23 protein-coding genes are annotated in these 22,217 nt (G+C 75.2%); 13 read left to right on the top strand and 10 right to left on the bottom strand.

What is annotated here, in order from left to right:
* Positions 1-2,949, top strand: coding sequence for a hypothetical protein (locus tag CFLA_RS18800; RefSeq protein WP_013115526.1), 2,949 nt, complete (start codon positions 1-3; stop codon positions 2,947-2,949).
* 229 nt (positions 2,950-3,178) lie between these two features.
* Here the strand turns inward: CFLA_RS18800 and CFLA_RS01380 are convergent, their stop codons facing one another.
* Positions 3,179-3,781 (bottom strand): hypothetical protein, encoded by a 603-nt coding sequence (locus CFLA_RS01380; protein ID WP_013115525.1) that lies wholly within the window; start codon positions 3,779-3,781, stop codon positions 3,179-3,181.
* A gap of 110 nt (positions 3,782-3,891) precedes the next feature.
* On the bottom strand, positions 3,892-4,818 hold the full coding sequence (locus CFLA_RS01375) for a hypothetical protein (RefSeq protein WP_148234261.1): 927 nt from the start codon (positions 4,816-4,818) through the stop codon (positions 3,892-3,894).
* A gap of 496 nt (positions 4,819-5,314) precedes the next feature.
* Between CFLA_RS01375 and CFLA_RS01370 the strand changes: the two genes are divergently transcribed.
* The gene (locus CFLA_RS01370; RefSeq protein WP_013115523.1) at positions 5,315-6,826 is read left to right on the top strand and encodes an SDR family NAD(P)-dependent oxidoreductase; all 1,512 of its coding nucleotides are present in this window, start codon (positions 5,315-5,317) and stop codon (positions 6,824-6,826) included.
* A gap of 259 nt (positions 6,827-7,085) precedes the next feature.
* Entirely contained in the window at positions 7,086-8,363 is a 1,278-nt protein-coding gene (locus tag CFLA_RS01365; protein WP_148234260.1) for a nucleic acid/nucleotide deaminase domain-containing protein, read from the top strand.
* Positions 8,364-8,497: 134 nt separating this feature from the next.
* Here the strand turns inward: CFLA_RS01365 and CFLA_RS01360 are convergent, their stop codons facing one another.
* Complete coding sequence (locus tag CFLA_RS01360) at positions 8,498-8,866, bottom strand: hypothetical protein (RefSeq protein ID WP_043598674.1); 369 nt, start codon at positions 8,864-8,866, stop codon at positions 8,498-8,500.
* A 217-nt stretch (positions 8,867-9,083) separates the two neighbouring features.
* Here CFLA_RS01360 and CFLA_RS01355 point away from each other — a divergent pair, with 217 nt between their 5' ends.
* Positions 9,084-10,034, top strand: coding sequence for a tetratricopeptide repeat protein (locus CFLA_RS01355; RefSeq protein ID WP_013115521.1), 951 nt, complete (start codon positions 9,084-9,086; stop codon positions 10,032-10,034).
* Between the two features lie 12 nt (positions 10,035-10,046).
* Here CFLA_RS01355 and CFLA_RS01350 read toward each other — a convergent pair whose 3' ends face one another.
* A complete protein-coding gene (locus CFLA_RS01350; RefSeq protein WP_043599479.1) occupies positions 10,047-10,727 on the bottom strand; it encodes a GOLPH3/VPS74 family protein in 681 nt (226 codons plus the stop codon).
* A gap of 90 nt (positions 10,728-10,817) precedes the next feature.
* On the bottom strand, positions 10,818-11,210 hold the full coding sequence (locus CFLA_RS01345) for a cupin domain-containing protein (RefSeq protein WP_013115519.1): 393 nt from the start codon (positions 11,208-11,210) through the stop codon (positions 10,818-10,820).
* Positions 11,211-11,305: 95 nt separating this feature from the next.
* Here CFLA_RS01345 and CFLA_RS01340 point away from each other — a divergent pair, with 95 nt between their 5' ends.
* Both CFLA_RS01340 and CFLA_RS01335 read left to right on the top strand, forming a co-directional pair.
* Positions 11,306-12,193 (top strand): fructosamine kinase family protein, encoded by an 888-nt coding sequence (locus CFLA_RS01340; RefSeq protein WP_043599477.1) that lies wholly within the window; start codon positions 11,306-11,308, stop codon positions 12,191-12,193.
* Between the two features lie 30 nt (positions 12,194-12,223).
* The gene (locus CFLA_RS01335) at positions 12,224-12,982 is read left to right on the top strand and encodes a metallophosphoesterase family protein (RefSeq protein ID WP_013115517.1); all 759 of its coding nucleotides are present in this window, start codon (positions 12,224-12,226) and stop codon (positions 12,980-12,982) included.
* Here CFLA_RS01335 and CFLA_RS01330 read toward each other — a convergent pair.
* Positions 12,961-13,677, bottom strand: a complete 717-nt coding sequence (locus tag CFLA_RS01330; RefSeq protein WP_013115516.1) for a DUF2306 domain-containing protein — start codon at positions 13,675-13,677, stop codon at positions 12,961-12,963. The two genes, CFLA_RS01335 and CFLA_RS01330, sit on opposite strands and share 22 nt — an antisense overlap.
* Before the next feature lie 77 nt (positions 13,678-13,754).
* Here CFLA_RS01330 and CFLA_RS01325 point away from each other — a divergent pair, with 77 nt between their 5' ends.
* The 3 genes from CFLA_RS01325 (at position 13,755) to CFLA_RS01315 (ending at position 15,950) form a co-directional block, all read left to right on the top strand.
* Entirely contained in the window at positions 13,755-14,354 is a 600-nt protein-coding gene (locus tag CFLA_RS01325) for a TetR/AcrR family transcriptional regulator (RefSeq protein WP_013115515.1), read from the top strand.
* A gap of 83 nt (positions 14,355-14,437) precedes the next feature.
* Positions 14,438-15,271, top strand: coding sequence for a tryptophan-rich sensory protein (locus CFLA_RS01320; RefSeq protein WP_013115514.1), 834 nt, complete (start codon positions 14,438-14,440; stop codon positions 15,269-15,271).
* 7 nt (positions 15,272-15,278) lie between these two features.
* Positions 15,279-15,950: a LamG domain-containing protein gene (locus CFLA_RS01315; RefSeq protein ID WP_013115513.1), complete on the top strand. Its 672-nt coding sequence runs from the start codon at positions 15,279-15,281 to the stop codon at positions 15,948-15,950.
* A 37-nt stretch (positions 15,951-15,987) separates the two neighbouring features.
* Here the strand turns inward: CFLA_RS01315 and CFLA_RS01310 are convergent, their stop codons facing one another.
* Positions 15,988-16,920 carry a PfkB family carbohydrate kinase gene (locus CFLA_RS01310; RefSeq protein WP_013115512.1) on the bottom strand — a complete coding sequence of 311 codons (933 nt, stop codon included), beginning with the start codon at positions 16,918-16,920 and terminating at the stop codon, positions 15,988-15,990.
* A 142-nt stretch (positions 16,921-17,062) separates the two neighbouring features.
* On the opposite strand from CFLA_RS01310, the gene CFLA_RS01305 reads away from it, so the two are divergent.
* A complete protein-coding gene (locus CFLA_RS01305; protein WP_187291319.1) occupies positions 17,063-19,360 on the top strand; it encodes a glycoside hydrolase family 65 protein in 2,298 nt (765 codons plus the stop codon).
* 323 nt (positions 19,361-19,683) lie between these two features.
* On the opposite strand, the gene yidD is transcribed toward CFLA_RS01305, so the two are convergent.
* Positions 19,684-19,974 (bottom strand): membrane protein insertion efficiency factor YidD, encoded by a 291-nt coding sequence (yidD, locus tag CFLA_RS01300; protein WP_013115510.1) that lies wholly within the window; start codon positions 19,972-19,974, stop codon positions 19,684-19,686.
* A complete protein-coding gene (locus tag CFLA_RS20270; protein ID WP_013115509.1) occupies positions 19,971-20,135 on the bottom strand; it encodes a hypothetical protein in 165 nt (54 codons plus the stop codon). The genes yidD and CFLA_RS20270 overlap by 4 nt, the downstream gene beginning before the upstream one ends.
* A 96-nt stretch (positions 20,136-20,231) precedes the next feature.
* Between CFLA_RS20270 and CFLA_RS01290 the strand changes: the two genes are divergently transcribed.
* The 3 genes from CFLA_RS01290 to CFLA_RS01280 are packed head-to-tail and all read left to right on the top strand — an operon-like array spanning position 20,232 to position 21,618.
* Entirely contained in the window at positions 20,232-20,723 is a 492-nt protein-coding gene (locus CFLA_RS01290; RefSeq protein WP_013115508.1) for a DUF4274 domain-containing protein, read from the top strand.
* 2 nt (positions 20,724-20,725) lie between these two features.
* On the top strand, positions 20,726-21,154 hold the full coding sequence (locus CFLA_RS01285) for a VOC family protein (protein WP_013115507.1): 429 nt from the start codon (positions 20,726-20,728) through the stop codon (positions 21,152-21,154).
* The gene (locus CFLA_RS01280; protein WP_013115506.1) at positions 21,151-21,618 is read left to right on the top strand and encodes a type II toxin-antitoxin system RatA family toxin; all 468 of its coding nucleotides are present in this window, start codon (positions 21,151-21,153) and stop codon (positions 21,616-21,618) included. Before CFLA_RS01285 ends, CFLA_RS01280 begins: the two co-directional genes overlap by 4 nt.
* Here CFLA_RS01280 and CFLA_RS01275 read toward each other — a convergent pair whose 3' ends face one another.
* A complete protein-coding gene (locus CFLA_RS01275) occupies positions 21,619-22,203 on the bottom strand; it encodes a TetR/AcrR family transcriptional regulator (protein ID WP_013115505.1) in 585 nt (194 codons plus the stop codon). It abuts the gene before it with no gap.
* Positions 22,204-22,217 lie beyond the last annotated feature (14 nt).

Genomic DNA, 22,217 nt, shown 5'->3' with positions numbered 1-22,217 from the left:
GTGAGCGCACCGTCCCCCCGTCGCACGTCCGCTCGACGCACGTCCGCCGCCCGCCGCACGGCCCTGCGCCGCGCCGGCGCGGGCACGCTCGGCCTGCCGCTCGCGCTGCTGCTGGCCGTCCCGGCCTCGGCCGCCGGCCCCCTGGCCGCCGCCTCCGGCGACGTCGTCGTCACCAACACCGAGACCGTCCAGGCACGCATGGACGCTGACGGCCGCCTGCAGGTCGCACGCGTCTACGACCAGCTCGCGTTCAGCGGCACCGGCACGACCACGGTCGTCAACCCGGTCTCGACCCGAGGCCTGCGCAACCTCGACGGGTTCGGCGGCTACACCGTCCGCGACGACGCGCTCGAGGCGACCGTCACGGTCGACGGCAAGCAGCGTCTGCGCACGGTCAGCGACTTCACGGGCGAGCTGCCCGTGAAGATCGAGGTCGACTACCGGCTCGACGGGGAGAAGGTCTCCGCCGGCGCCGTCGTCGGCCGCTCCGGCACGCTCGAGGTCCGGTACACCGTCACCAACCTCACCACCCGCCAGGACCAGGTGACGTACGACGACGGCACGGGCAGGCAGGCCACAGCGACCGCCGAGACGGTGATCCCGTTCGTCGGCCAGCTCACCACGACGCTGCCACCGTCGTTCACCGCGATCGAGTCGGCCGAGGCCAACATGGCCGGCGACGGGCGCGGCGGCACCAGGATGAGCTACACGATGACCCTGTTCCCGCCGATCGGGTCGCCGGTCGCGGAGTTCGGCTACACCGCGAAGATCACGGGCGGGCGCATCCCCGCGGCCAACGTGTCCGTGCTGCCCGTGTCGCCGCTCACGAGCCCGTCGTTCAAGGGCGGCTCGGCCAGCTACGAGGGCGGCGCGGAGAGCGGCATCCGCCTCACCGAGGGCGCCACGGAGATCGACGGCAACCTGCTCAAGCTGCGCGACGGCGCCGCGACGCTCCTCGACGGGCTCCTGCAGCTCCAGGAGGGCGCCGACAAGCTCGCGGCCGGGCTGAACGACACCGCCGCACCCGGTGCAACCCGCCTCGCCGACGGGCTGACCAAGGACGCCGCGCCCGGCGCCGCCCGGCTCGCCGGCGCGCTCGACGGCGAGCTCGCCCCCGGCGCCGCGCGGCTCGCCGACGGCCTCACCAAGGACGCGGTCCCCGGCGCCGCCCGGCTCGCCGGCGCGCTCGACGGCGAGCTCGCCCCCGGCGCCGCGCGGCTCGCCGACGGCCTCACCCAGGACGCCGTCCCCGGCGCCGGCCGCCTCGCCGCCGGACTCAACGACGAGCTCGCACCCGGCGCCGCGGAGATCGCCGCCGGGCTCGCGGCGGCGCACCAGGGCGCCGGCGCGGTCGCGGCGGGCACCCACGCGCTCGACGAGGGTGCGACCGCGCTCGCGGCCGGCGCCGAGGCCCTGGACGCCGGCATGACCTCCGCGGGCGAGGCGGTCCCCGAGCTCCTCGGCGGCCTGACGCTCGTCAGCGACGGCCTGGCGACCATGGACGCCGGTCTCGAGAAGATGTACACCGACATCGGCGGCGTGCCGACGCAGGCCCAGCCGATCAAGGACGGCATCACGCGCCTCCAGGGCGGCGTGACCGCCCTGCTCGACGGGCTCACGACGCTGCAGGGCCTGCAGGGGCAGCTCGCCGCGGTGTACGGCGTCCTCGGCTCGACGACCGCCGTGGTGACCGTTGCGACCGACGCCCAGCAGATGGGCGCCCTGGCGCAGCTCTTCACCGGGCTCGCGGCCCAGACCTCGGACCCGACCCAGAAGGGTCAGTTCCAGCAGCTCGCCACGCTGTACAACCCGACGGCGTACGCCGCCGCGCCGACCACGCCCGTGCCGCTCGCGCCGGCGTTCACCGGTCTCGCGGGCGTCACCAGCAACGTCGTCACGCGCCTGGAGGCCGCCCGCTGCGGGCTGTCCAACACCGTCTCCCCGTCGTGCCCGCTCGACCAGACCGGTGAGGCGAAGGCCGCCGGCCTCCGCGAGGGCCTCGCGATGACCGACGGAGGTCTCGACCTCCTCACGGCCGGTGTCGTGGCGAGCGTCCGCGCGGCCGTCGGCGTCGAGGGCCAGACCGCGGAGGACGAGACGCTGCGCGGCGGCATCGCGTCGCTCACCGCGGGCGTCGGGGAGCTGTCCACCGGCGGGCAGGCGCTCGTGGACGGCCTGGGCGAGCTGTCGGCCGGCGCGGCAGAGCTGCGCGACGGCTCGGCGCGGCTGTCCGTCGGGGCCGGGACCCTCGCGGACGGCGCCGCCGACCTCGCCGCGGGCACCGGCCGGCTCGCGCCGGGCGCGCAGCGGCTGTCGGCCGGGCTGCGCGACGCAGCCGACGGCTCGCAGACCCTGGCCGACCGTCTGCGTCCCGCAGCCGAGGGGTCCGCCGCCCTGTCGGACGGGGTGCGCGCCGCGGCCGACGGGGCCCTGACCCTCGCCGACCGTCTGCGACCCGCGGCCGACGGGTCGCGGGCCCTCGCCGACGGTGCCCGCACGGCGGCCGACGGGGCGACGAAGCTGTCGAGCGGCATCCGGACGGCCGCCGACGGGTCGAGGGAGCTGTCCGACGGCCTGCGTGACGCGGCCGACGGATCCCAGACCCTCGCCGACGGCGTGGGCACGGCCGCCGAGGGTGCCCCGGCGCTCGTCGACGGTGCGACCCGCCTGTCGCAGGAGGGCACCTCGGTGCTCGTCGAGACCGGTGCCGGCACGGCCGCCGACTACGGCGTGAAGTACGCCGTCATCAAGGCCGGTGCCGAGCGCGCCGCGACCGAGTCGATGGCGTACGGCGGCCCCGAGGGCGCGACGTCCGTCACGGCCTACTCGATCGACATCGCGGCGGCCGACGGCGCCGGCGCGAGCTCGGTCGGGCGGGGCATCGCGGCGGCGGCGCTGTTCGGGATCGGCGGGATCGTCGCCGGGTTCGCCCGGGGCCGGTTCGTCTGACGCACGACGCACGGCACACGGCGGGCGCCGCGGCCAGGGGTCCCGACCCCGGCGCGGCGCCCGCCGCTCCGTGCCCGGGCATCCCCCGCCCGGGTCCGGCACGCGTCCTGCGACCGCGGGCGCAGCCGCCCGCGGTGCAGCAGGACGCCGCCGAGGATCGGCCCCGCGAGTACGTTCGCAGCGCGCGCCCGCCCCTGCCCAGGTCCGGGGGCGCGGAAGGTTCCGGCGGCTACGCGGCCGGGACCTGCAGCGTCATCACGCAGTTCCCGACGCCCTTGGGCCGCTGGTACGTGAACCCGAGGCGCTCGTACATCGTCCGCGTGGCGTTGTAGAGGAACGACGACGACGGCTTCTTCCCCGGCGGCAGGTCGTGCGGGTAGGACTCGACGAGCCCGCCGCCGGCCTGCGCGATCAGCGCCAGCGCCCCGCGCACCGCGACGGCCGCCATGCCCGCGCGCCGGTACCGGCGGTCCACGAACAGGCACGTGATCCGGAAGTCGGGGCGCTGCGTCGTCTCCGCCTCCCACTGCTTGCGGTGGTGGATGTTGGGCACCTCGGCGACCGTGCCGTACTGCGCCCACGCGACGGCCTCGTCACCGTCGAGCACGAGCGCGGCGTGCGCGCGCCCCGCCATCACCAGGCGCCGCTTGAGCTCGCGGTGCCCGATCTCCCGGCGCTCCTCCTGGGGGTCCGGGTACAGGTGGAAGTACGTGCACCAGCACCCGCCCCACACGCCGTTGTGCCGCTCGGCGAGGCCCGCGAACAGGTCCCACGTGCCGGGTCCGAGCGCGACGACGGGGTGCCCGTCGACGGTGAGGCGCGATTCGCCCATCCCTCGACGGTAGCCACGGGGGGTCGGGGGGACAACGGGTCGCCGCTTCGTGCGGCGCGGCTCCGTGCGCTCGGCGGGCGGGTGCCTGCCGGGCGCACGGACGCGGTCCGTCAGGCGGAGCAGCCGTCGACGGGGCTGCCGCCGTCGGAGACCACCTGCGCCTGGGTGAGGGCCGTCGCTGTACCGTGCTCCAGGCCCCACACGACGACGTCCTTGGCACCAGCCTGACGTGCTGTGGCGCCGACGACGCTGCCCGCCAGGCTCGGGGGGCCCGACACCTGGACGAGCCCCAGCGCTCCAGGCTGGAACGAGCCGATGACGACCCCGAGGGCCTCGCGGGCGGCCGCGCAGCTCGTGAAGTAGTACTGGAAGAACTTCTGCGGGACCGTCGTGATGTTCCCCGTGCGCTGCACCTCCTCGAGCTCTCCGCTGGTCGCGATGCGGTAGAGCCGGATGTCACCGTTGCTCGCCCGCTCGGGCGCGAACTCGTGCTGAGGCCCCGGGGTGAAGTAGTTGAGGAAGAGACCGTCGGAGCCGTCCAGCTTCGCGGTGCCATGCATCGAGAAGTTGATGTAGATGCGCCAGCACTCGAGGGCGGGCAGCGTGACGGTGTCGGTCACGACCGCCGACGGCGGGATGACCCGGAAGATGCTCGCGCTCGGGTGTACCGGCACGTCGATCGTGCGCGGCGACGTGAGCGCAAAGGTGCGGCTCCCCGTGCCCGGCACATTGCAGTGCGCCCGCCACTGGTAGGTCGACTGCATCGTGCCCGAGATCGGCCACGCGGGGCCGCCGAACTCGGGCAGGTTGGTGAAGTACGCGGTGGCCTGCATGGTGTGCCCCCACGAGGGCACGTAGGCCGTCGCCGGACGCGACCCCTGCCAGAGGGACTGGTAGGTGATCCCCGTGTACGTGCCCCCCAGCCCGACCATCGAGACGACCACGGTGCCCTTCGGGGGCTCCTCGGCCGCCCACACCGGGGGTGCCGCCATCATCGCGGCCGCGACGGCGGCCACCACCGCCACGACCCGTCCCACGTTCCGTCCCCGTCGCATGCGACCCCCTGCCGCTCGTGCTTCATCCCGGTTCGTCCCGGTATCGGCAGACACGCTAGCGCCCCCGGGGGAACCACCCGGCCGTCAGATCGCGCGCGACGACCGTGATGGCGCCGCGCCCAGGGGCCCGACCCTGGCGCGGCGCCCGCCGCTCCGTGCCCGGGCATCCCCCGCCCGGGTCCGGCACGCGTCCCACGACCGCGGGCGCAGCCGCCGACGGTGCAGCAGGAAGGCCTGTCCAAGGAGGACATCATCCGCTGCCTCGAGCGCCTCATCGCACGCGAGATCTACTACGCCCTGCGCGCATGACCGCACCCGGCCGAACTCGATCTCGCGGCTTGGCTCTCCTGAGGAGCATCGCCCGCTCAGGACGGCAGCGCGTCCCCGGTTGTCACCCGGCCCGTCCACGGCCCGCCGCGTACGATGCTCCGGGCCCGGCGACCCCGCGGGCACTCCCCCATGCAGGACGGATCGGCGCATGAGCGCGCACACCCCCACCCCCGAGCTCGAGCCCACGGACGTCGACACCCCCGACGTCCCCGGTGTCGACGCAGGTGAGTTCGCGACCTTCCTCCGCGTCGCCGACCAGGTCGCGGCCCTCCCGCAGGACCACCCGCAGCACGCGGCGGCCCGCCGGGCGGCCTCGTCGATGTTCAAGGCCGCCAAGAAGCACCGCCGCACCGAGAAGCGCCGCATGATCGCGGAGGCCGACGCGGCCGTCGTCGCCGCGACCGCCACGGGCAGCCCGGGGCGCATCGACGACGAGACCAACGGCATCCCGCTGTCGTCCGCTGCCACCGGGGCGACGGCCGGCACGCTGCTCAAGCCGCGACCCTGCTACGTCTGCAAGCAGGACTACACGGTGGTCGACGCGTTCTACCACCAGCTCTGCCCGCAGTGCGCGGCCCTGCACCACGCCAAGCGCGACGCGCGCACCGACCTGACGGGCCGCCGCGCGCTGCTCACCGGCGGGCGCGCCAAGATCGGCATGTACATCGCGCTGCGGCTGCTGCGCGACGGCGCGGACCTCACCATCACGACACGGTTCCCCAAGGACGCGGTGCGGCGGTTCGGCGCCATGGAGGACTCCGCGGACTGGATGGACCGCCTGCACGTCGTCGGGATCGACCTGCGCGACCCGTCGCAGGTCGTGTCGCTGGCCGACCACGTCGCCGCGCAGGGCCCGCTGGACATCCTCGTCAACAACGCCGCGCAGACCGTGCGACGCTCCCCCGGCGCGTACTCGCGCATCGCGGAGGCCGAGCTCGCCCCGCTGCACGACGAGGGCGCGGCCATGATCACGACGTTCGGCGTCACCAGCGACGCGCACCCGCGGGCCCTGGCCGGCTCGGTGAGCGAGCTGACGAGCCCCGCGCTGGCCATCGAGCGGGCGACCCGCGACGCGGCCGAGCTGGTCCAGCAGTCGCTGACGGCCGACGCGGCGAGCCTCGAGCGGCTCGTCGCCGGCACGTCGATCGACGCCGGCGGCCTGATCCCCGACGTCGCCGAGACGAACTCCTGGGTGGCGACCGTCGAGCAGGTGGACCCGATGGAGCTGCTCGAGGTCCAGCTGTGCAACCAGACGGCCCCGTTCATCCTCATCAGCCGGCTGCGTCCCGCGCTCGCCGCGTCGCCCGCGCGGCGCACATACATCGTCAACGTCTCGGCGATGGAGGGCGTGTTCTCGCGCGGCTACAAGGGCCCCGGTCACCCGCACACCAACATGAGCAAGGCCGCGCTCAACATGCTCACGCGCACCAGTGCGGCCGAGATGCTGGACGACGGCATCCTCATGACCGCGGTCGACACCGGCTGGATCACCGACGAGCGCCCGCACTTCACCAAGGTGCGGCTCGCCGAGGAGGGCTTCCACGCGCCCCTCGACCTCGTCGACGGCGCGGCCCGCGTGTACGACCCGATCGTGCGCGGCGAGGCCGGCGAGGACCTGTACGGCTGCTTCCTCAAGGACTACGCACGCTCGCAGTGGTGAGCACGGCCGCGGGGCGCGTCCCGCGGCCGTGAGGGGTCAGGACGCAGCCGGGGAACACGCCTCGGCAGCTGCCCTTGCGGGCAGGGAGCGCTGCCCGCAACGACACCCCGACGGGCATGGAGGGTCCCGCCTCTCGGCGCATGCTCGGCCTGTCGAGCGGGAGGGGGGCCTGGTGCCGCCACGAGCAGCCGGCCACGTGGTGCCGGCGGACGGGGACGCGACCCGCAGGCCGAGCCGTCGGCCCGTCGGGGGCGTCGCCGTGGGCACGCGCACGCCCGCGTCCGTGCAGCCGCCGCCTGGCCGTGCGTCGCTGCCGCACCTCCAGCGCCTGGTGGGGAACCGCGCGGTGGCCGCGGCGCTCCTGCGGCGGACCGGCGCCGGTGCGCCGGTCGTGCAGCGCGCCGCGGGACTGCCGTTCGACAGCCACACCGAGATCCACCACAACCTGCTCACCAGCCGCGAGTTCCAGCTCTCGTCCGGCGAGGGCGTGATCGTCGAGCTCCGGCCGGAGTGGTTCCTGGAGGACGACACCGAGGACAAGGAGGACCGCGTCCCCGTGCCGCACAGCGGTCCCGAGGCGCCGCCGGGACTGGGCGGCGAGGTCCGCGTCGACCTGGAGAACCTGGAGTGGCTCGACGAGTCGAAGGGGCGGTGCGCGGCGGCGGTGGGCCGGTGGAACGAGATCCCGCTGCGGACCGACGAGGACGGCGCCCACCAGCTCTCGTTCGAGATCGACGACCACCACCACCACTACTACGTCGACGGGCCGGTCCACGTCCGCCAGGGAGACGCGGCGGAGCTGACCGACAGCTGCGCGGCGCCCGCGTCGCGGTCCGGCAAGGACGTCCTGCACGACGTCCTCGCGCTCGCCGGCATGATCCCGGTGCTGGGCGTCCTGGCCGACGCGGCGGACACGGCGATCTACGTGATCGACGGTGACTGGACCGGGGCCGGCATCTCCGCAGCCGCGATGGTCCCCGTGCTCGGCGACGCGGCGAGCCTCGCGCGGATCGGCGGGCGCACGGTCGTGCGGGTCACCCGGGCCGGGGCGAAGCAGATCGAGAAGCGGACCGCCGCCGAGCTGCTGAAGGAGACGCGTGCCGCGCTGACGCGCCTGCGGACCCCGCCGGGACTCGCGCACGCGGGCAACCGGCTGGGGCAGTCCGTCGACCCCCGGCTCCTGGAGATGGCCAAGGAGGCGCGCGTCACCCAGGCCGGCATCAGCCGGGAGGCTTTCGCGAGCTACAACGTGGCGACGGCGCGCGTCCGCGTCGGCACGGAGATCCGGTACCTCGACGCGGGCAACAGCCCCGGCAGGCTCATGCACTCCGAGGACTGGCTGATCACGCAGGTCGAGGAGCTGCGCCGCGTGCACGGCCGGGAGAGCGTCGCCCTCGAGCAGCTGTTCTCCGAACGCATCCCCTGCGGCGAGTGCCTGCCGAAGCTCGAGCGGCTGTTCAACGCCGAGGTCTTCTACGCGGTCGCCAAGCGCGGCACCCGGGCCACCGACCTGATGAAGGCGTACGGCCTGCGCTAGGACGCGTCTGCTGACCGTCGCCGGCGACGGACCCCGGCCCCACGCCTCCGCGTCGGCGTCGCCGACGTCACGACCCAGAACACCTGGACGCTCTCGCCCGACCGGAAGCGTTCATGGCCGTCGGGACGGGTTCCTCACGCAGAAAGCGCTTCCCGGATACGCGCGACGATGTCCGACATCGTCTGATCTTCCTGGTCGCCCAGGGAAGCAGTGCGGCCACGATATGCGAGGAGCAGCCCACAGATTCGTTGCCACTCCTCTTCCGGGAGCCGAATCCTCGAGCTCAGACCCGGCGCCGTCCACGACTCGAACCCCTGGATACTCTGCGGCCAGTCGGGCGCCTGCGCTCGCACTCGTCGGCGGAGTACCCGGAGAGCGTCCGCCTCGTCGAGCGGAGCGCCACCACGATGAGCGACAGAGGAGGCGTTGTCGATCACGCCGTCGATCCGCACCAGCCAGGCGTTCTCGACGGCGATCTCGACGGCATCGCGGCTCGCGCTCACGGGTGGGATCCTCTCCCTCCAGGCCCCGCGCAGCACGCAGCAGGGATCTTTCGGACCACGGGGTGGTGGGAACGTTCGATCGAACTCTCCCACCATCCCGACGCGCCGCCAGCGCCACCATCTCGGTCGAGTGATCACGACCGCGACCCTGTTCCGGCCTCGCGATGGGAGACACGACCAACGTGTCCCGGCCCGGCGACGGTGGCACACTCCCGTCATGCGGTTCCGACGCGGCACCTCGGCTCTGCGCCGGGCCTACCGGCACGCGCTCGACGACGGTGACCACGCGGCGGCCGAGCGGCTGGCGCGGCAGATCGTCGAGCAGGACTCGTCGGACGGCGCGATGTGGTTCGACCTGGGCCTGGCCGCCAAGCGGCGCCGTGACTGGCCGGCCGCGATCGAGCACAACGAGCGGGCCCTCGCCGCTGCGGCGGAGCCGACCGAGGAGCCTGCCGCGTGGAACCTCGGGATCGCCGCGACGGCCGTGGGCGACTGGGCGCGTGCCCGGCGGGCGTGGTCGGCGTTCGGGATCACGATGCCGCCCGGTGACGGCCCGCTGGAGATGCGGCTCGGCCACGTGCCGGTGCGTCTCAACCCGGGCGAGACCGAGCTCGGGGAGGACCCGCTGACCCTCGACGGCGTGGTCCACGACCCCGAGGTCGTGTGGGCCGAGCGCCTGTCCCCCGCGCACGCGCGCATCGCCAACGTGCCGACGCCCGACTCCGGTCACCGCTGGGGCGACCTCGTCCTGCACGACGGGGTGCCGGACGGGGAGCGGTTCGACGGGCACCGCTGGGTGTCGGTGTTCAACGAGCTGGCGCTGCTGGAGCGCTCGCCGCACCCGACGTGGACCGTCGAGGTGACGGCGCCGTCCGACGAGGACCGCGCCGCACTGGTCGAGCTCGTCGAGGGGATCGACCGCGCCGCGGAGGACTGGACGACGAGCGTCCGCCCGCTGTGCCCGGAGTGCAGCCGCGGACGCCCGGGGAAGCACGACCACGACGACGGCGCCGATGCGGGCCCCGTCCGCCTCTTCGGCCTCGCGGGCTCCCGCGACGAGCTGACCGACGTGCTCATCGCCTGGGCCGCGACCGGGGCGGGGCGCTCGTGGGACACGCTCGGGCCGGCCGTCGGCCGCGACCGCACGGGGCCGGACGCCGGCCGCTGACGCCGGACGTCACTAGCCCGAGGTCGCCGCGGCCGTCGCCGCCGTGCTCGCCGCGATGACGGCGGCCTGCATCGCCTCGACGGCCTTGCGCACCGCCTCGCCGCCCACGTCCTGCGCCGCGACGCGCTTGGCGCGCGCGTTGAGCTCGCGCTTCGACAGGCCCGTGCCCGGCAGCACCTTCGCCAGCCCGTCGACGCCCACCAGCAGGGCGACGAGCGCCGCCTCGCGCGGCGTCGCCGTGCGGCCGACGACCAGGACGTCGTGCAGGCCCCGGCGCGTCTCCGCCTCGTGCGCGGAGTCGACCGCGGGCCACGCCGAGGTGGGGAAGATCCCCAGGATGCGCCCGTGGTCCGCGCGCAGGATCCCGCGCGCGACCAGCCGCTCGTAGACGCGCTCGCGGGGGCGGCCCTTGCGGACGCGCTCGAGCACGGCCGCCGGCGACGCCCCACCGCGGGCACCGGCCCGCTGCAGCGCGTCGTCGAGCACGTCGTCACCGAAGGGCGTCGCGTCGACGACCCGCAGCTCGGTGCGCGCGAAGAGCCCGGTGGTCCGTGCCACCGCGAGCCTCCCGGTCGCCGCGAGTTCGCCGACCAGCGCCCCGGCGACCGCGATGTCACGGCGCGTGCCGTCGACGACGGACCGGCCCGTGGAGTCGTCGGTCAGCAGCAGCAGGACGTCCTCGGCGACGATCATGCCGTCCACCTTAGGGACGGCCTCCGCCACCGGCATCGGCCGCGAGGCCGATCCTCACCTGGGCGCCCTGCCGCCGCTGCCGACCGCCCGTCACTGCTCCGGCGGCTCGTCCTGCCCGGACTCCTCCGCGGCGTCCGCCTCCTCCTTGGTGCGGTGCACCGCGCCCTCGGCGTGCTCGGGCGGGCCGTAGACCGTGTAGAGGATCAGCGGGTTCTCGCCCGTGTTGAGGAAGTTGTGGGTGCGCCCCGCGGGGACGACGACGAGGTCGCCCTGCGCGACCTTGCGCTCCTGCCCGGACACGATCGCCTTGCCCGTCCCGGAGACGAACGTGAGGATCTGGTCGATGTCCTCATGGACCTCCTGGCCGATCTCCCCGCCCGGCGGGATCGTCATGATGACGAGCTGGCTGTGCTTGCCGGTCCACAGGACGCGCCGGAAGTCGGGGCTCTCCTGCGCGACGGTCGCGATCGTCCAGTGCTCCACGGGTACCTCACCTCGATCGGGGGTGGTGTCGTGTCGATCCTGCAGCGGACGCGGCCGTGCCGCGCGTCGAGCGCACCACGCGCTACGGTCCGCGGGTGGACGGACGAGGGAACGAGGCGGTGCTGCTCGCGCACCTGCACGCGGCGGACGTGGCGGACGTGGTCGCGGTCGAGGCGGCGGAGGGCGGGCAGGCGGCCGTTGCGGGTCTCGCGCGGCGGCGTGACGGGTCGCGGGTCTTCGTCAAGGCGTTCGACGAGCCGCCGGCGGCCGACGTGTTCGCCGCGGAGGCCGAGGGTCTGGCGGCCCTGCGCATGCTCGGCGGGGCGACGACGCCCGAGGTGCTGCTCGCGAGCACCGACCTGCTGGTCCTCGAGGCGCTGCACCCCCGCCGGGACGACGCGGCGTTCTGGGAGCACCTCGCCCACGACCTCGCACGCGTGCACTCCACGACGCACGACCGCTTCGGCTGGCACCAGGACAACTGGCTGGGCCGGCGTCGGCAGGCGAACACGTGGGAGGAGGACGGCTTCGAGTTCTTCACGCAGCACCGGCTGCTGCGGTGGCTCGACGAGCCGCGCGTGCAGGCCGCGCTCGACGCGGAGGACCGCGCCGCGCTGGAGCGCCTGTGCGCGCGGCTTCCGGAGCTGCTGCCGGAGCGCCCCGCGTGCCTGGTGCACGGGGACCTGTGGGCGGGCAACGTGCTCGCGACGGCGGCCGGCGCACCCGCCCTCATCGACCCGGCGGTGTCGTACACGTGGGCGGAGATCGACCTCGCGCACGTCTGGACGACGTCCCCGCCGCCGCAGGCGGCGCGGTTCTTCGCCGTGTACGCCGAGGTCACCGGGCTGGACGCGGGCTGGCGCGAGCGAGTGCCGCTCGTGCAGCTGCGCCAGCACCTCGCGGTCGTGGCGCAGTTCGAGCCCGACCGGGGCGCTGCGGACGCGATCCGCTCGACCCTCGCGCCGTTCCGCCGGCGGACGTGAGCGTGCGGCGGTCCCGGTAGGTTCGCGACCGTGCGCATCGCGGTGATCTCCGACGTCCACGGCAACCTCCCGGCGCTCGAGGCCGTGCTGGTCGACGCAGGGGCCCACGCGGTGGACGTGACGGTCAACCTGGGCGACCTGCTGTCGGGTGCGGTGCTCCCCCGGGAGACCGCGGACCGCCTCGTCGAGCTGGGGCTGCCCACGGTGCGCGGCAACCACGAGCGCCAGCTGCTGACCCTGCCGGTCGGGCGCATGGGCGCCTCGGACCGGTTGGCGCACGACGCGCTCACGCCCGCGCACCGCGCGTGGCTCGCCGGCCTGCCGCTCACGCTCGAACTGCCCGGTGACGTGCTGGCGTTCCACGGCTCGCCGACCGACGACCTGCAGTACCTGCTCGAGACCGTCGGGCCGGCGGGCCTGCGTCGGGCGACCGTCGACGAGGTGATCGAGCGGCTCGGCGGCCACGCGCACCGCCGGTTGCTGCTGTGCGGGCACACGCACCTGCAGCGCGCGGTCACGCTGCCGACGGGTGCGCTGGTGGTGAACCCGGGCAGCGTCGGGTGGCCGGCGTACGAGGACGACGCACCGCACCCCCACGTCGTCGAGGCGGGCACGCCCCACGCGCGGTACGCGCTCGTCGAGGAGGTCGCCGGGCGGTGGGACGTGACGTTCCGGGCCGTGGACTACGACTGGGAGGCGGCCGCTGCCGCCGCGCAGGGTCATGGGCGCCCCGACGTCGCGCACGCGCTGCGCACGGGGCGTGTCCCTCACGTGGCGGGCAGCGCGTAGGAGGGCAGACCGCGGCGGCGGACGAGGGCCTCGGCGACGACGAGGTTGGGCAGCCAGCACAGGAACGGCACGGCCGCGTACGCGTTCGCGAACGCGGCGTCGGGCGCGGCGCCGAGGGCGAGCTGAGCGCCCATCAGCAGGCCGAGCCAGAGCCGCAGCGTCACGGCGGCGAACGTCAGGGCGTAGCTGCGGATCATCCAGGCCTGGTGCGTGGCGACGTCGCCGCCGCGAATCGCGCGCAGCGCGCGGTAGCCGGTGACGAGCCAGAGCACCGCGAGCGCCCCGAAGCCGAAGACCCCGACGAGCCCGGCGCTGTTGACGGGCAGGATCGCCAGGCCGGACACCGCCCCGAGCGCGACGGCACCGAGGTACGTGCGCCCGACGCCGCGGTGCAGGCGGGGACGGCTGCGGCGCAGCCGTGCGACGAACTGCAGCGGCCCCAGAGCGAGCGCGACGCACGCGGTGACGATGTGCACGTACAGCGCGCCCTGGAAGAACGGCGCGGCGACGGCGTACGCGCCGGCGAGCCCCGCGTCGTCCGCCGCGAGCTCGTCGAGGCTCGCGCTGCCGTAGATGCTCAGCATCGTCAGCGTGACGCCGAGCGCGAGGAAGGCCACGACGCCGAGGCCGACGCGCCGCCGCCGGACGGCAGGGTCCGCGGGCGGCTCGATCCGAGGGGGCGCTGTCGTGGTCATGTCGAGCTCCTTGAATGCGAGAGGCGTTCACATTGTGAACGGGTGCAACATAGGTCTCCGATGTTAGAGTCGTCAACATGCCGTCCGGCCCGCGAACCCCCCGTGAGCGGACCACCTACCACCACGGGGCGCTGCGGGAGGCGCTCCTCGCCGGCGCGCGCGAGATGCTCGCCGAGCGCGGCCTGGACGGCTTCAGCCTCAGCGCGCTGGCCCGTCGCCTGGGCGTCAGCACCGCCGCGCCCTACCGGCACTTCGCGGACCGCGACGCCCTGCTCGACGCGCTGTGCCTCGAGGGCTACGCCCTGTTCGGCGCCGCGCTCGCCCGCGCCGCCCGCACCACCGACGACCCGCGTGAGGTCCTGCACGCGCTGGGCGTCGCCTACCTGACCTTCGCCCGCGAGCACCCGTCGTTCTTCGCGATCATGTTCACCGGCCGCAGCGACGCGACCATCGAGGCCGGCGCCCCCACGTTCGAGCCGCTCGTGCAGGCCGTGCTCGCGGCGCAGCAGGCCGGCGCGCTGCCCGCAGGGACCGACCCCCGCGTCCTGTCACGCACGCTGTGGGCCACGCTGCACGGCCTGGCGGTGCTCTCGCGCCAGCGCGGCTTCGTCAAGCTCGGGCTCGACGACACCGACGAGAGGCTCGTCGCCGACGCGTTCGCGCTCGCGTTGCGCTGAGCCTCCCGGCACTGAAGCGTTACGGTCCCGCACGGACGACCGTTCAAGATGCTCAGCCTGCTGAGTGTTGTCACCCTGGGGGCATGACGACCACGAGCACGGCCCCCCAGCAGACCACCACGTCCCGCGACCGCGTCCGCCAGGTGACGGTCCTCGTCGGCGCCGCCGTCGCGATCGTCGGCGCCACCATCGGCTCCGGCGCGTTCGGCGGCCAGCCCATCGCCGAGGCCGCCGGCGGCGCGCTGTCCGCCACCGCGACACCCGTCGCCCCCGACAGCCCGGCCTTCTCCATCTGGTCGGTGATCTACACCGGCCTCGTCGTCTTCGCGATCGTCCAGGCCCTGCCCCGGTACGCCGCCGACCGCCGGCTGCGGGCGATCGCGTGGTGGGTGCTCGTGTCGATGCTGCTCAACGCGCTGTGGATCGGCGTGGTCCAGACCGGCAGCGTCGGCGGCAGCGTCGTGGTCATCGTCGTGCTGCTGGCGGTGCTCGCGACCATGTACGTCAAGCTCCTGCGCACGCCGCGCACCGCGACCCTGCCGTCGGTCGTCACCGACGTCACGGTCGGTCTCTACACCGGCTGGGTGAGCGTCGCGACGCTCGCCAACACCGCGGCCTTCCTCGCCGACGCCGAGGTCGGCGAGCTCGGGCTCGGGGCCACCGGCTGGTCCGTCGTGCTGGTCTCCGCCGCGGCGCTGCTGGCGATCGCGTACGGCGCGTACGGGCGCCGGCTGCCGACGCTCGTCGTGCCGATCGGCCTGGCGATGGGGTGGGGCCTGATGTGGATCGGCCTGGGCCGCACCAACGGCCCCCTCGTCGACGGGACGGTCGCGACCGCCGCGTTCGTCGCCGCGGGCGTCGCGCTCCTCGCGCCCGTCGTCGCCACGCTGGCGGCCCGGCGGTCCGGGCGCCGCTGACGCCCCGGTGGCACCGCCGGTCGGCGGCCCGGACGTCCGGGCCGCCGTCGTGCTGCTGCCCGCACCCGCGTGGGCGGGCGACCTGCAGCCCGAGGAGTTCGAGGACGCCGCGTTGCAGCCGTGGCAGGTCATCGGCTGGGGCGAGGACGGTGCGTCCGCGAAGGTCCGTGACGGCACCCTGACCGTCGACCCCGAGACGCTCGTCATGCTGCGTGAGGAGGCGACGCCGTCGGAGTGGACCGGCAGCGCCAACCGCCTCACCGGCTTCGACGTCGAGTTCCGCATGCGCCTGGGCGGCGACGCGCAAGGCGGCTGCACGGGCGAGAACGGGACGCCGCCGACGCTGCTGTGGGTCGGCGACACGACCGACCTGCTGCAGATCGGCTTCTCGGCGACCGAGCTGTGCCTCCTCTACCCGTACGGCGAGGGTCACGTGGTCACACTCGACGCGCTGCGCTGGCACCGGTACGCGCTCGAGGTCCGCGGGCAGCACGTGCGGCTGCTCGTCGACGGCCGCGCGGTGCTCGACGAGATCCTGCGGCAGACGGGCGGCGGCACCGTCGGGCTGGGCCTGGAGACGTACCGCGGGACGTCGACGTGGGACTACGTGCGCTACGACACCGCACCGGGCCGCGCGTGCACGATCCGCGGCACCGACGGCCTCGCGCACAGTGGGTGAGCTGGAACGACCTGTCGCGGGCGGGGGTGGGGGTGGGTCAGTGCCCGGTCTCGTGCTCCCGGCGGTGGCGCGCGGCGTCCGCGGCGACGCGTGCGACGTCCAGGTCGGGCCGCCCGCCCAGGCGTGACGCGGTGGCGGCGGCAGCCGTCGACGCCCACCACGCGGCGGTCGCGGCGTCGTGCCCCGCGAGCAGCGCGGCGACCAGCCCGGCGACGAACGAGTCCCCGCCCCCGGTCGGGTCCACGGGCGGCCCGCCCAGCAGCGGGACGACGACGTGCCCCTCCGCCCACGCGACCACGTTGGCGTCGCCCGCCTCGAGCGCGACGACACGCGGCCCCCGGCCGACGAGCTCGTGTGCCGCGGCGACGGTCGCGTCGACGCCGTCGGGTGCGTCGCCGAGCAGCAGTGCCGCCTCGTCCTCGTCGGCGCGCAGCACGTGCACCCGGTCGAGCAGCGTGTCGCGGAACCCCTCGTCCTGCGGGGCACCGTCCGCCACCAGCAGCGCGTCGCGGGCGGTGCCGAGCGCGGGGGCCAGCGCGTCGGCGGGCTGCTGGAGCTGCAGCAGGACGGCCCGTGCGCGGCCCACCAGCCCGGCCGCCGCGCGCACGTCGTCCGGGCGCAGCAGCACGTCGTCCGGGACGTGCTCCAGCAGGCGACGCTCGCCGCCGTCCGCGACGACGTCGAGCAGCAGGGCCGTCGTCGCCCCCGCGCGCCGCACGACGTGCCCCACGTCCATCCCGTCGGCGACCGCGCGCTCCAGCACGGCGTCGGCGGCACGGTCGTCGCCGACCACCCCGACGAGCGCCGTCGCGAGACCGAGCTGCGCGCACGCGACCCCCTGGTTCGCGCCCTTGCCGCCCAGCACCTCGACGCGCTCGCGGACGGGCGCGGCCTCACCCGCGGCCGGCACGGCGTCCACCCGCACGACGAGGTCGCGCCCCACCTGGCCCAGCACCACGACGTCCACCACGTGTGCCTCCGCAACGACCGCGGCGGGGCCGATCCGCCCGCCGTCCGTGCCCCAGCCTGCGCGGACGCCGACCGCCGCGCGAGCGCAGGCGGTGACGCCCGCGTCCCGTGCGGTGCGGCGCGGCGCGTGGTCCACTGTGCGCGTGCCGCTGAGTGTCGAGCCGTGGGTCCTGCGTGAGCCGACCCTCGACGTCGACGACCTGCCCCGCACGGCCGCGCTGCTGACGGTCGCCAACGGGCACCTCGGCGTGCGCGGCGTGCTGGAGGAGCAGCGACCGCCGGTGCCGGACGCGACGCTGCTGTCGTCCGTCTACGAGCACCACCCGCACGAGTACCCGGAGCACGCGTACGGGTACCCGGCCCACGACGAGCGGCTCGAGGCGGTCGTCGACGCGTGCGGGGTGGACCTGCGGGTGGACGGCGAGCCCTTCGACGTGCGGACCGGCACGCTGGAGCACCACGAGCGCCGCCTGGACCTGCGGACCGCCGTGCTGGAGCGCGAGGCGGTGTGGACGTCGCCGGGCGGCTCGACGGTCGAGGTCCGCACGCGGCGGTGGGCGTCGCTGGTGCGCCGCGAGCTGGTGGTGGCGTCGTACGAGGTGCGCGCCCCGGGCAGGGCGCGCGTGCGGCTGCGTCCCGTGCCCGGCTGCGGCGGTCCGTCGTCGGACGTGCCCGCACCCGGCCTGCGGACGGACGCGTGCGCGCACGCGCCGGGGACCACGTGGGTGGCGCAGCGCACGGTCGCCGCGGGCATCGGCGTGGTCCTGGCGACGACGCACGGCGTGACCGCGTCGCCCGGCGCGCAGCACCGCTGGGTGGAGGACCGGCACGGGTGGGCGCTCGACGTCGAGCTGCCGGCGGACGGCTGGGTGCGGGTCGCGACGCACGGGGCGTACGCGTGCGGGCGCCGCCCGGTGGAGGCGCTGCTCGCCGACGCGCGGACCGTGCTCGCCGGCGCGCACGACGAGGCCACGCTGGAGGCCGAGCACCGCGCGTTCCTCGACGACGTGTGGGAGCGCGCGGACGTCCTGGTCGAGGGCGACGACGAGCTGCAGCAGGCGGTGCGCCTGGCCGTGCTGCACACGGTGCAGTCGGCGGCCCGCGTCGAGGGCTCGGGTCTGCGCGCCAAGGGCCTGACCGGCACGGGCTACCACGGGCACACGTTCTGGGACGCGGAGAGCTTCGTGCTGCCCGTGCTGGACCACGTGCTGCCCGGGGCCGCGGCCGCGCACCTGCGGTGGCGGCACGCGACGCTGCCGGCCGCGGTCGAGCGGGCGCGCACGCTGGGCCTGCCGGGCGCCGCCTTCCCGTGGCGCACGATCTCCGGCGCCGAATGCTCGGGGTACTGGCCGGCCGGTACCGCGGCGGTGCACGTCACGGCGGACGTCATGGACGCGGTGAGCCGGTACGTCGCGGTGACGGGCGACGACGCGTTGGAGCGCGAGGTGGGCGTGGAGCTGCTGGTGCAGGGCGCCCGCTTCTGGCTCGGCCGGGGGCACCGCACGCCCGACGGGGCGTTCCACCTGCACGGCGTGACCGGTCCGGACGAGTACACGGCCGTGGTCGACGACAACACGTACACCAACCTGCTGGTGGCGCGGTCCCTGACGGCGGCGGTGGAGGCGACCGGGCGGTGGCCGGACGAGGCGCGACGGCTCGGCGTCGACGACGACGAGCGCGCGCGCTGGGCGCAGGCCGCCGGGGCCGTCACCGTGCCGTACGCCGACGACCTGGGCGTCACCGAGCAGTGCACGGGGTTCACGCAGCGTCCGGTGTGGGACTTCGCGCGCGGACCGCAGGGCTGGGCGCCGTTCGAGGACCACGTCCACTACACCGAGCTGTACCGGCACCAGCTGGTCAAGCAGGCGGACCTGGTGCTGGCCCTGGCGGTCGTGGGCGAGCGGTTCACGCGCGAGCAGAAGCGCCGCGACTTCGCGTACTACGAGCCGCTGACGGTGCGGGACTCGTCGTTGTCCGCGAGCGCGCAGGCGGTCGTCGCGGCGGAGCTGGGGCACCTGACGCTCGCGCACGCGTACGTGCGCGAGTGCGCGTTCATCGACCTGCACGACCTGCGGCGCGAGACGCAGGAGGGCGTGCACGTGGCGGCGATGGCGGGCACGTGGGACGCACTCGTGCGCGGCTACGGGGGTGTGCGGCTGGAGGGTGGCGGGTTGCGGGTGGAGCCGCGGCTGCCGCCGCGCCTGGCCCGGCTGCGGTTCCGTGTGCAGATCGACGGCTGGCGCGTCGAGGTCGACGCGCGACGGGACGAGGTGACGTACCGCCTGCTGACGGGTGCGCGGGTCGCGCTGCGACACGTCGGCGACGGCGCGCAGGAGGACGTCGTGCTGACGGCCGACGACCCGGTGGCGTCGCGCGCGCTGCGCCCGGTCGCGGAGCCGACGCCGCCGGCGCAGCCGCCGGGCCGCGAGCCGCGGGGTTGAGGCGCCGACCCACCCGCCGCGTCGCCGCGAGGCTCGCGGGCTACGCTGACGTGAGCACCGCGACGCCCCCGCCCGACGAGGCCGGCACGGACGACGACCTGCCGCTGGACGTGCACCTGCGCTGGTCGGGCCTGGCGGGCTGAGCGGGCCGTCCCGCGGCCGGCACCGGGACGTCTCAGTCCGACCGGACGGCCGACGCGGGGCTGACGTCCGCGGCCCGGCGCGCCGGGTACGCGGAGGCGACGAGCCCCACATCCCCGCCGAGCGGGACCTGGGTCACCGATACATCGGTCGGACGGTGAGCCAGGTTCCGGTCGGCGGGGTCAGCGGCCGGGGAAGCGGAACGGGATCGGGATGCCGCCGCAGCAGCACACGCCGCTGACGTCGGTCTGCGCGAGCATCCGTGCCGCCTGGTAGCAGGCGACGAAGCGCACCACCGTCGGCACGACCGACCGCGTGACCCCGCGGCACCGCACCAGCGTGCGGACGGCGCCGGAGCACGACGGGCCGCCGTGCGCGACGCGGTGCGCGCAGCCCCACCCCTTCCTGGGCGACAGTCGGCGCTGGTACGCGTCGATCGCGCGGTCGACGAGCGCGGCGGTGCGGCCCGTCACGAGTGGCTCGCGTCCCGGCGGCCCGTGAACCACCCGTAGACGGCGGTGGCCGCGAACAGCACCAGGCCCACCACGAGCAACCACAGCAGGCCCTCGATCAGCGCACCCAGCACGGACAGCACGAGCCACGCGATGAGCAGGAAGACGATGAGCTTCTTCATGCCGACGACCCTCGCACGGCACGCTCGCGTCGGCGCGTCGAGAACCCGCCGACCCCCGCCCGCCCGACGCTCGGGTCCCGGTCGTAGGCTCGGACCGTGAGCACCGAGCACCTCGACCCGGCCGAGCAGTTCCTCCGGGAGTTCCTGACCTCGGCGACACCGCAGCAGCGTCACACCTTCGTGCGTCGCTGCAACTACGACGCCGGGGACGCGACCGTCCGCTTCGTGCTCGACGACCCGACGACGGACCGTGCCACCGCGCTCGCGGCCTATTGGATCCTCGGTGCCTCCTACTACTCGCGGTTCGCCTCCGCCGAGGAGGTCGCGGACGACGAGCGCCCCACGTGGGAGCTGCTGCGCACCATCGAGGACCGGTACGCGTCGGGGTTCTGGGCGGACCACGGCATCGCGTTCGACCCCACGGACGACGACGAGATCGACTGGACCGACGACTACGGCGCACCCGTCAACAGGCCCGTCCCCGACGCCATGAAGCGCGCGGTGCCGGGCACGCTCGTCGACGACGAGGGCACCGAGGACGGGCTGCCGCTCGACGTGCACCTGCGGTGGACCGCGCTGGTCGACTGAGGATGCGCGGCGGCCTGCATCACCTCGAGCTGTGGGTGACGGACCTCGAGCGCGCCACCGCGACCCTCGGCTGGCTGCTGGAGCGACTGGGCCACACCCGCACGGACACCTGGGCGACGGGTGCGAGCTGGCGCCTCGGCGACGCGTACGTCGTGCTGGAGGCGGGACCGGACGTCGTCGACGCGCCGCACGAGCGCCGCCGCCCCGGCCTCAACCACGTCGCGTTCCACGCGGGCACCCGTCGCGACGTCGACGACCTCACGGCGGACGCGGTCGCGCACGGCTGGCGCCTGCTGTTCGCCGACCGGCACCCGCACGCCGGCGGCCCGGAGCACTACGCGGCCTACCTGGAGGACGCCGACGGGTTCGAGGTGGAGCTCGTCGCGTCACCGGGCGCGGAGGCGGCCGCGACGCCTAGGGTCGGCGGATGATCGTCGAGTCCGCCGTCGACGTCCCCGTGCCCCCGGACGTCGCGTTCGCCGTGTCGCAGACGACCGGCGAGGTCCGGCTGCGGTGGGACCCGTTCATCCGTCGCCAGCGGTTCCTCGACGGCGCGACCGTCCCCGCCAAGGGCGTCCGCACCCTCACGCTCCACCGCTCCGGGCTGCGGATGGTCAGCGAGTACGTCTCCTACAAGCTCCCGACCAACGTCGGCATGAAGATGGTCGAGGGCCCCTGGTTCTTCGCCGTCATGGCCGGCGGCTGGCGGTTCGCGCCGCTGCCCGACGGCGGCACGCGCGCGGTATGGCGGTACTCCTTCACGTGCCGTCCGGCGTGGCTCGCGCCAGTGGCCGAGCGCATCGGGCGCGTCGTGCTGCAGCGCGACGTCGACCGCCGGATCGCGGGGTTCGCGCGCGGGTGCGCGGACCCGCAGGTGCTGGCGGCGGTGCGGTAGTCACTCCCCCGCCAGGTACCCCCGCACCGCCGGGGTGACGTGCTCGACGAGCTCGTCGTAGGGCATCTCGGCGAGCGGCCCCACGCCCACGACGTGCCGGGCGACCGCGATGCCCATGAGGCTGGCGCCGGCCAGGGCGAGGCGTCGCTCGCGCTCGGGGTCGCCCCCCGACGCGGACCGGATCCGCGTGCCCAGCATGTCGCGCAGCATGTGCGCGGCGCGCGACGAGGATGTCGCGGAGCGCACGATCGCGAGCAGGAGCGGGCGGACCGCGGGCTGCTCCCAGATGCCCAGGTACGCGCGGGCGAACTCCGGGGCGGCGACCTCGGGGTCAGCGGCGAGCGTCTGCGCGAGCAGCGGTGCGAGGTGCAGCCGCTCGGCGACGACCGTGGTGAACAGGCCGTCCTTGTCGCCGTAGTAGTGCCGCACGAGGCCGGGGTCGACGCCCGCGGCGGTGGCGATGGCACGGACGGACGCGCCGTAGCCGTGCTCGGCGAAGAGCCGCAGGGCGGCGTCGCGGATCGCGTCCCGGGTGCCGGACTCCCCCGGACGCCGGCCGGTGGGGCGTGCGCGCTCGGTGGGCATGCACCGACTCTAGG

The organism is Cellulomonas flavigena DSM 20109, from assembly GCF_000092865.1.
Lineage (GTDB): Bacteria > Actinomycetota > Actinomycetes > Actinomycetales > Cellulomonadaceae > Cellulomonas > Cellulomonas flavigena.
This window is presented reverse-complemented; position numbering and strand designations above follow the sequence as displayed.

Excerpts from the sequence above, each read along its gene's own strand:
- CFLA_RS20270 (WP_013115509.1), bottom strand. The coding sequence starts at position 20,135 with ATGAAGAAGCTCATCGTCTTCCTGCTCATCGCGTGGCTCGTGCTGTCC.
- CFLA_RS01275 (WP_013115505.1), bottom strand. The coding sequence starts at position 22,203 with ATGCCCACCGAGCGCGCACGCCCCACCGGCCGGCGTCCGGGGGAGTCC.
- CFLA_RS01380 (WP_013115525.1), bottom strand. The coding sequence starts at position 3,781 with ATGGGCGAATCGCGCCTCACCGTCGACGGGCACCCCGTCGTCGCGCTC.
- CFLA_RS01330 (WP_013115516.1), bottom strand. The coding sequence starts at position 13,677 with ATGACCACGACAGCGCCCCCTCGGATCGAGCCGCCCGCGGACCCTGCC.
- CFLA_RS01325 (WP_013115515.1), top strand. The coding sequence starts at position 13,755 with ATGCCGTCCGGCCCGCGAACCCCCCGTGAGCGGACCACCTACCACCAC.
- CFLA_RS01355 (WP_013115521.1), top strand. The coding sequence starts at position 9,084 with ATGCGGTTCCGACGCGGCACCTCGGCTCTGCGCCGGGCCTACCGGCAC.
- CFLA_RS01285 (WP_013115507.1), top strand. The coding sequence starts at position 20,726 with ATGCGCGGCGGCCTGCATCACCTCGAGCTGTGGGTGACGGACCTCGAG.
- CFLA_RS01350 (WP_043599479.1), bottom strand. The coding sequence starts at position 10,727 with ATGATCGTCGCCGAGGACGTCCTGCTGCTGCTGACCGACGACTCCACG.
- CFLA_RS01280 (WP_013115506.1), top strand. The coding sequence starts at position 21,151 with ATGATCGTCGAGTCCGCCGTCGACGTCCCCGTGCCCCCGGACGTCGCG.
- CFLA_RS01370 (WP_013115523.1), top strand. The coding sequence starts at position 5,315 with ATGAGCGCGCACACCCCCACCCCCGAGCTCGAGCCCACGGACGTCGAC.
- CFLA_RS01320 (WP_013115514.1), top strand. The coding sequence starts at position 14,438 with ATGACGACCACGAGCACGGCCCCCCAGCAGACCACCACGTCCCGCGAC.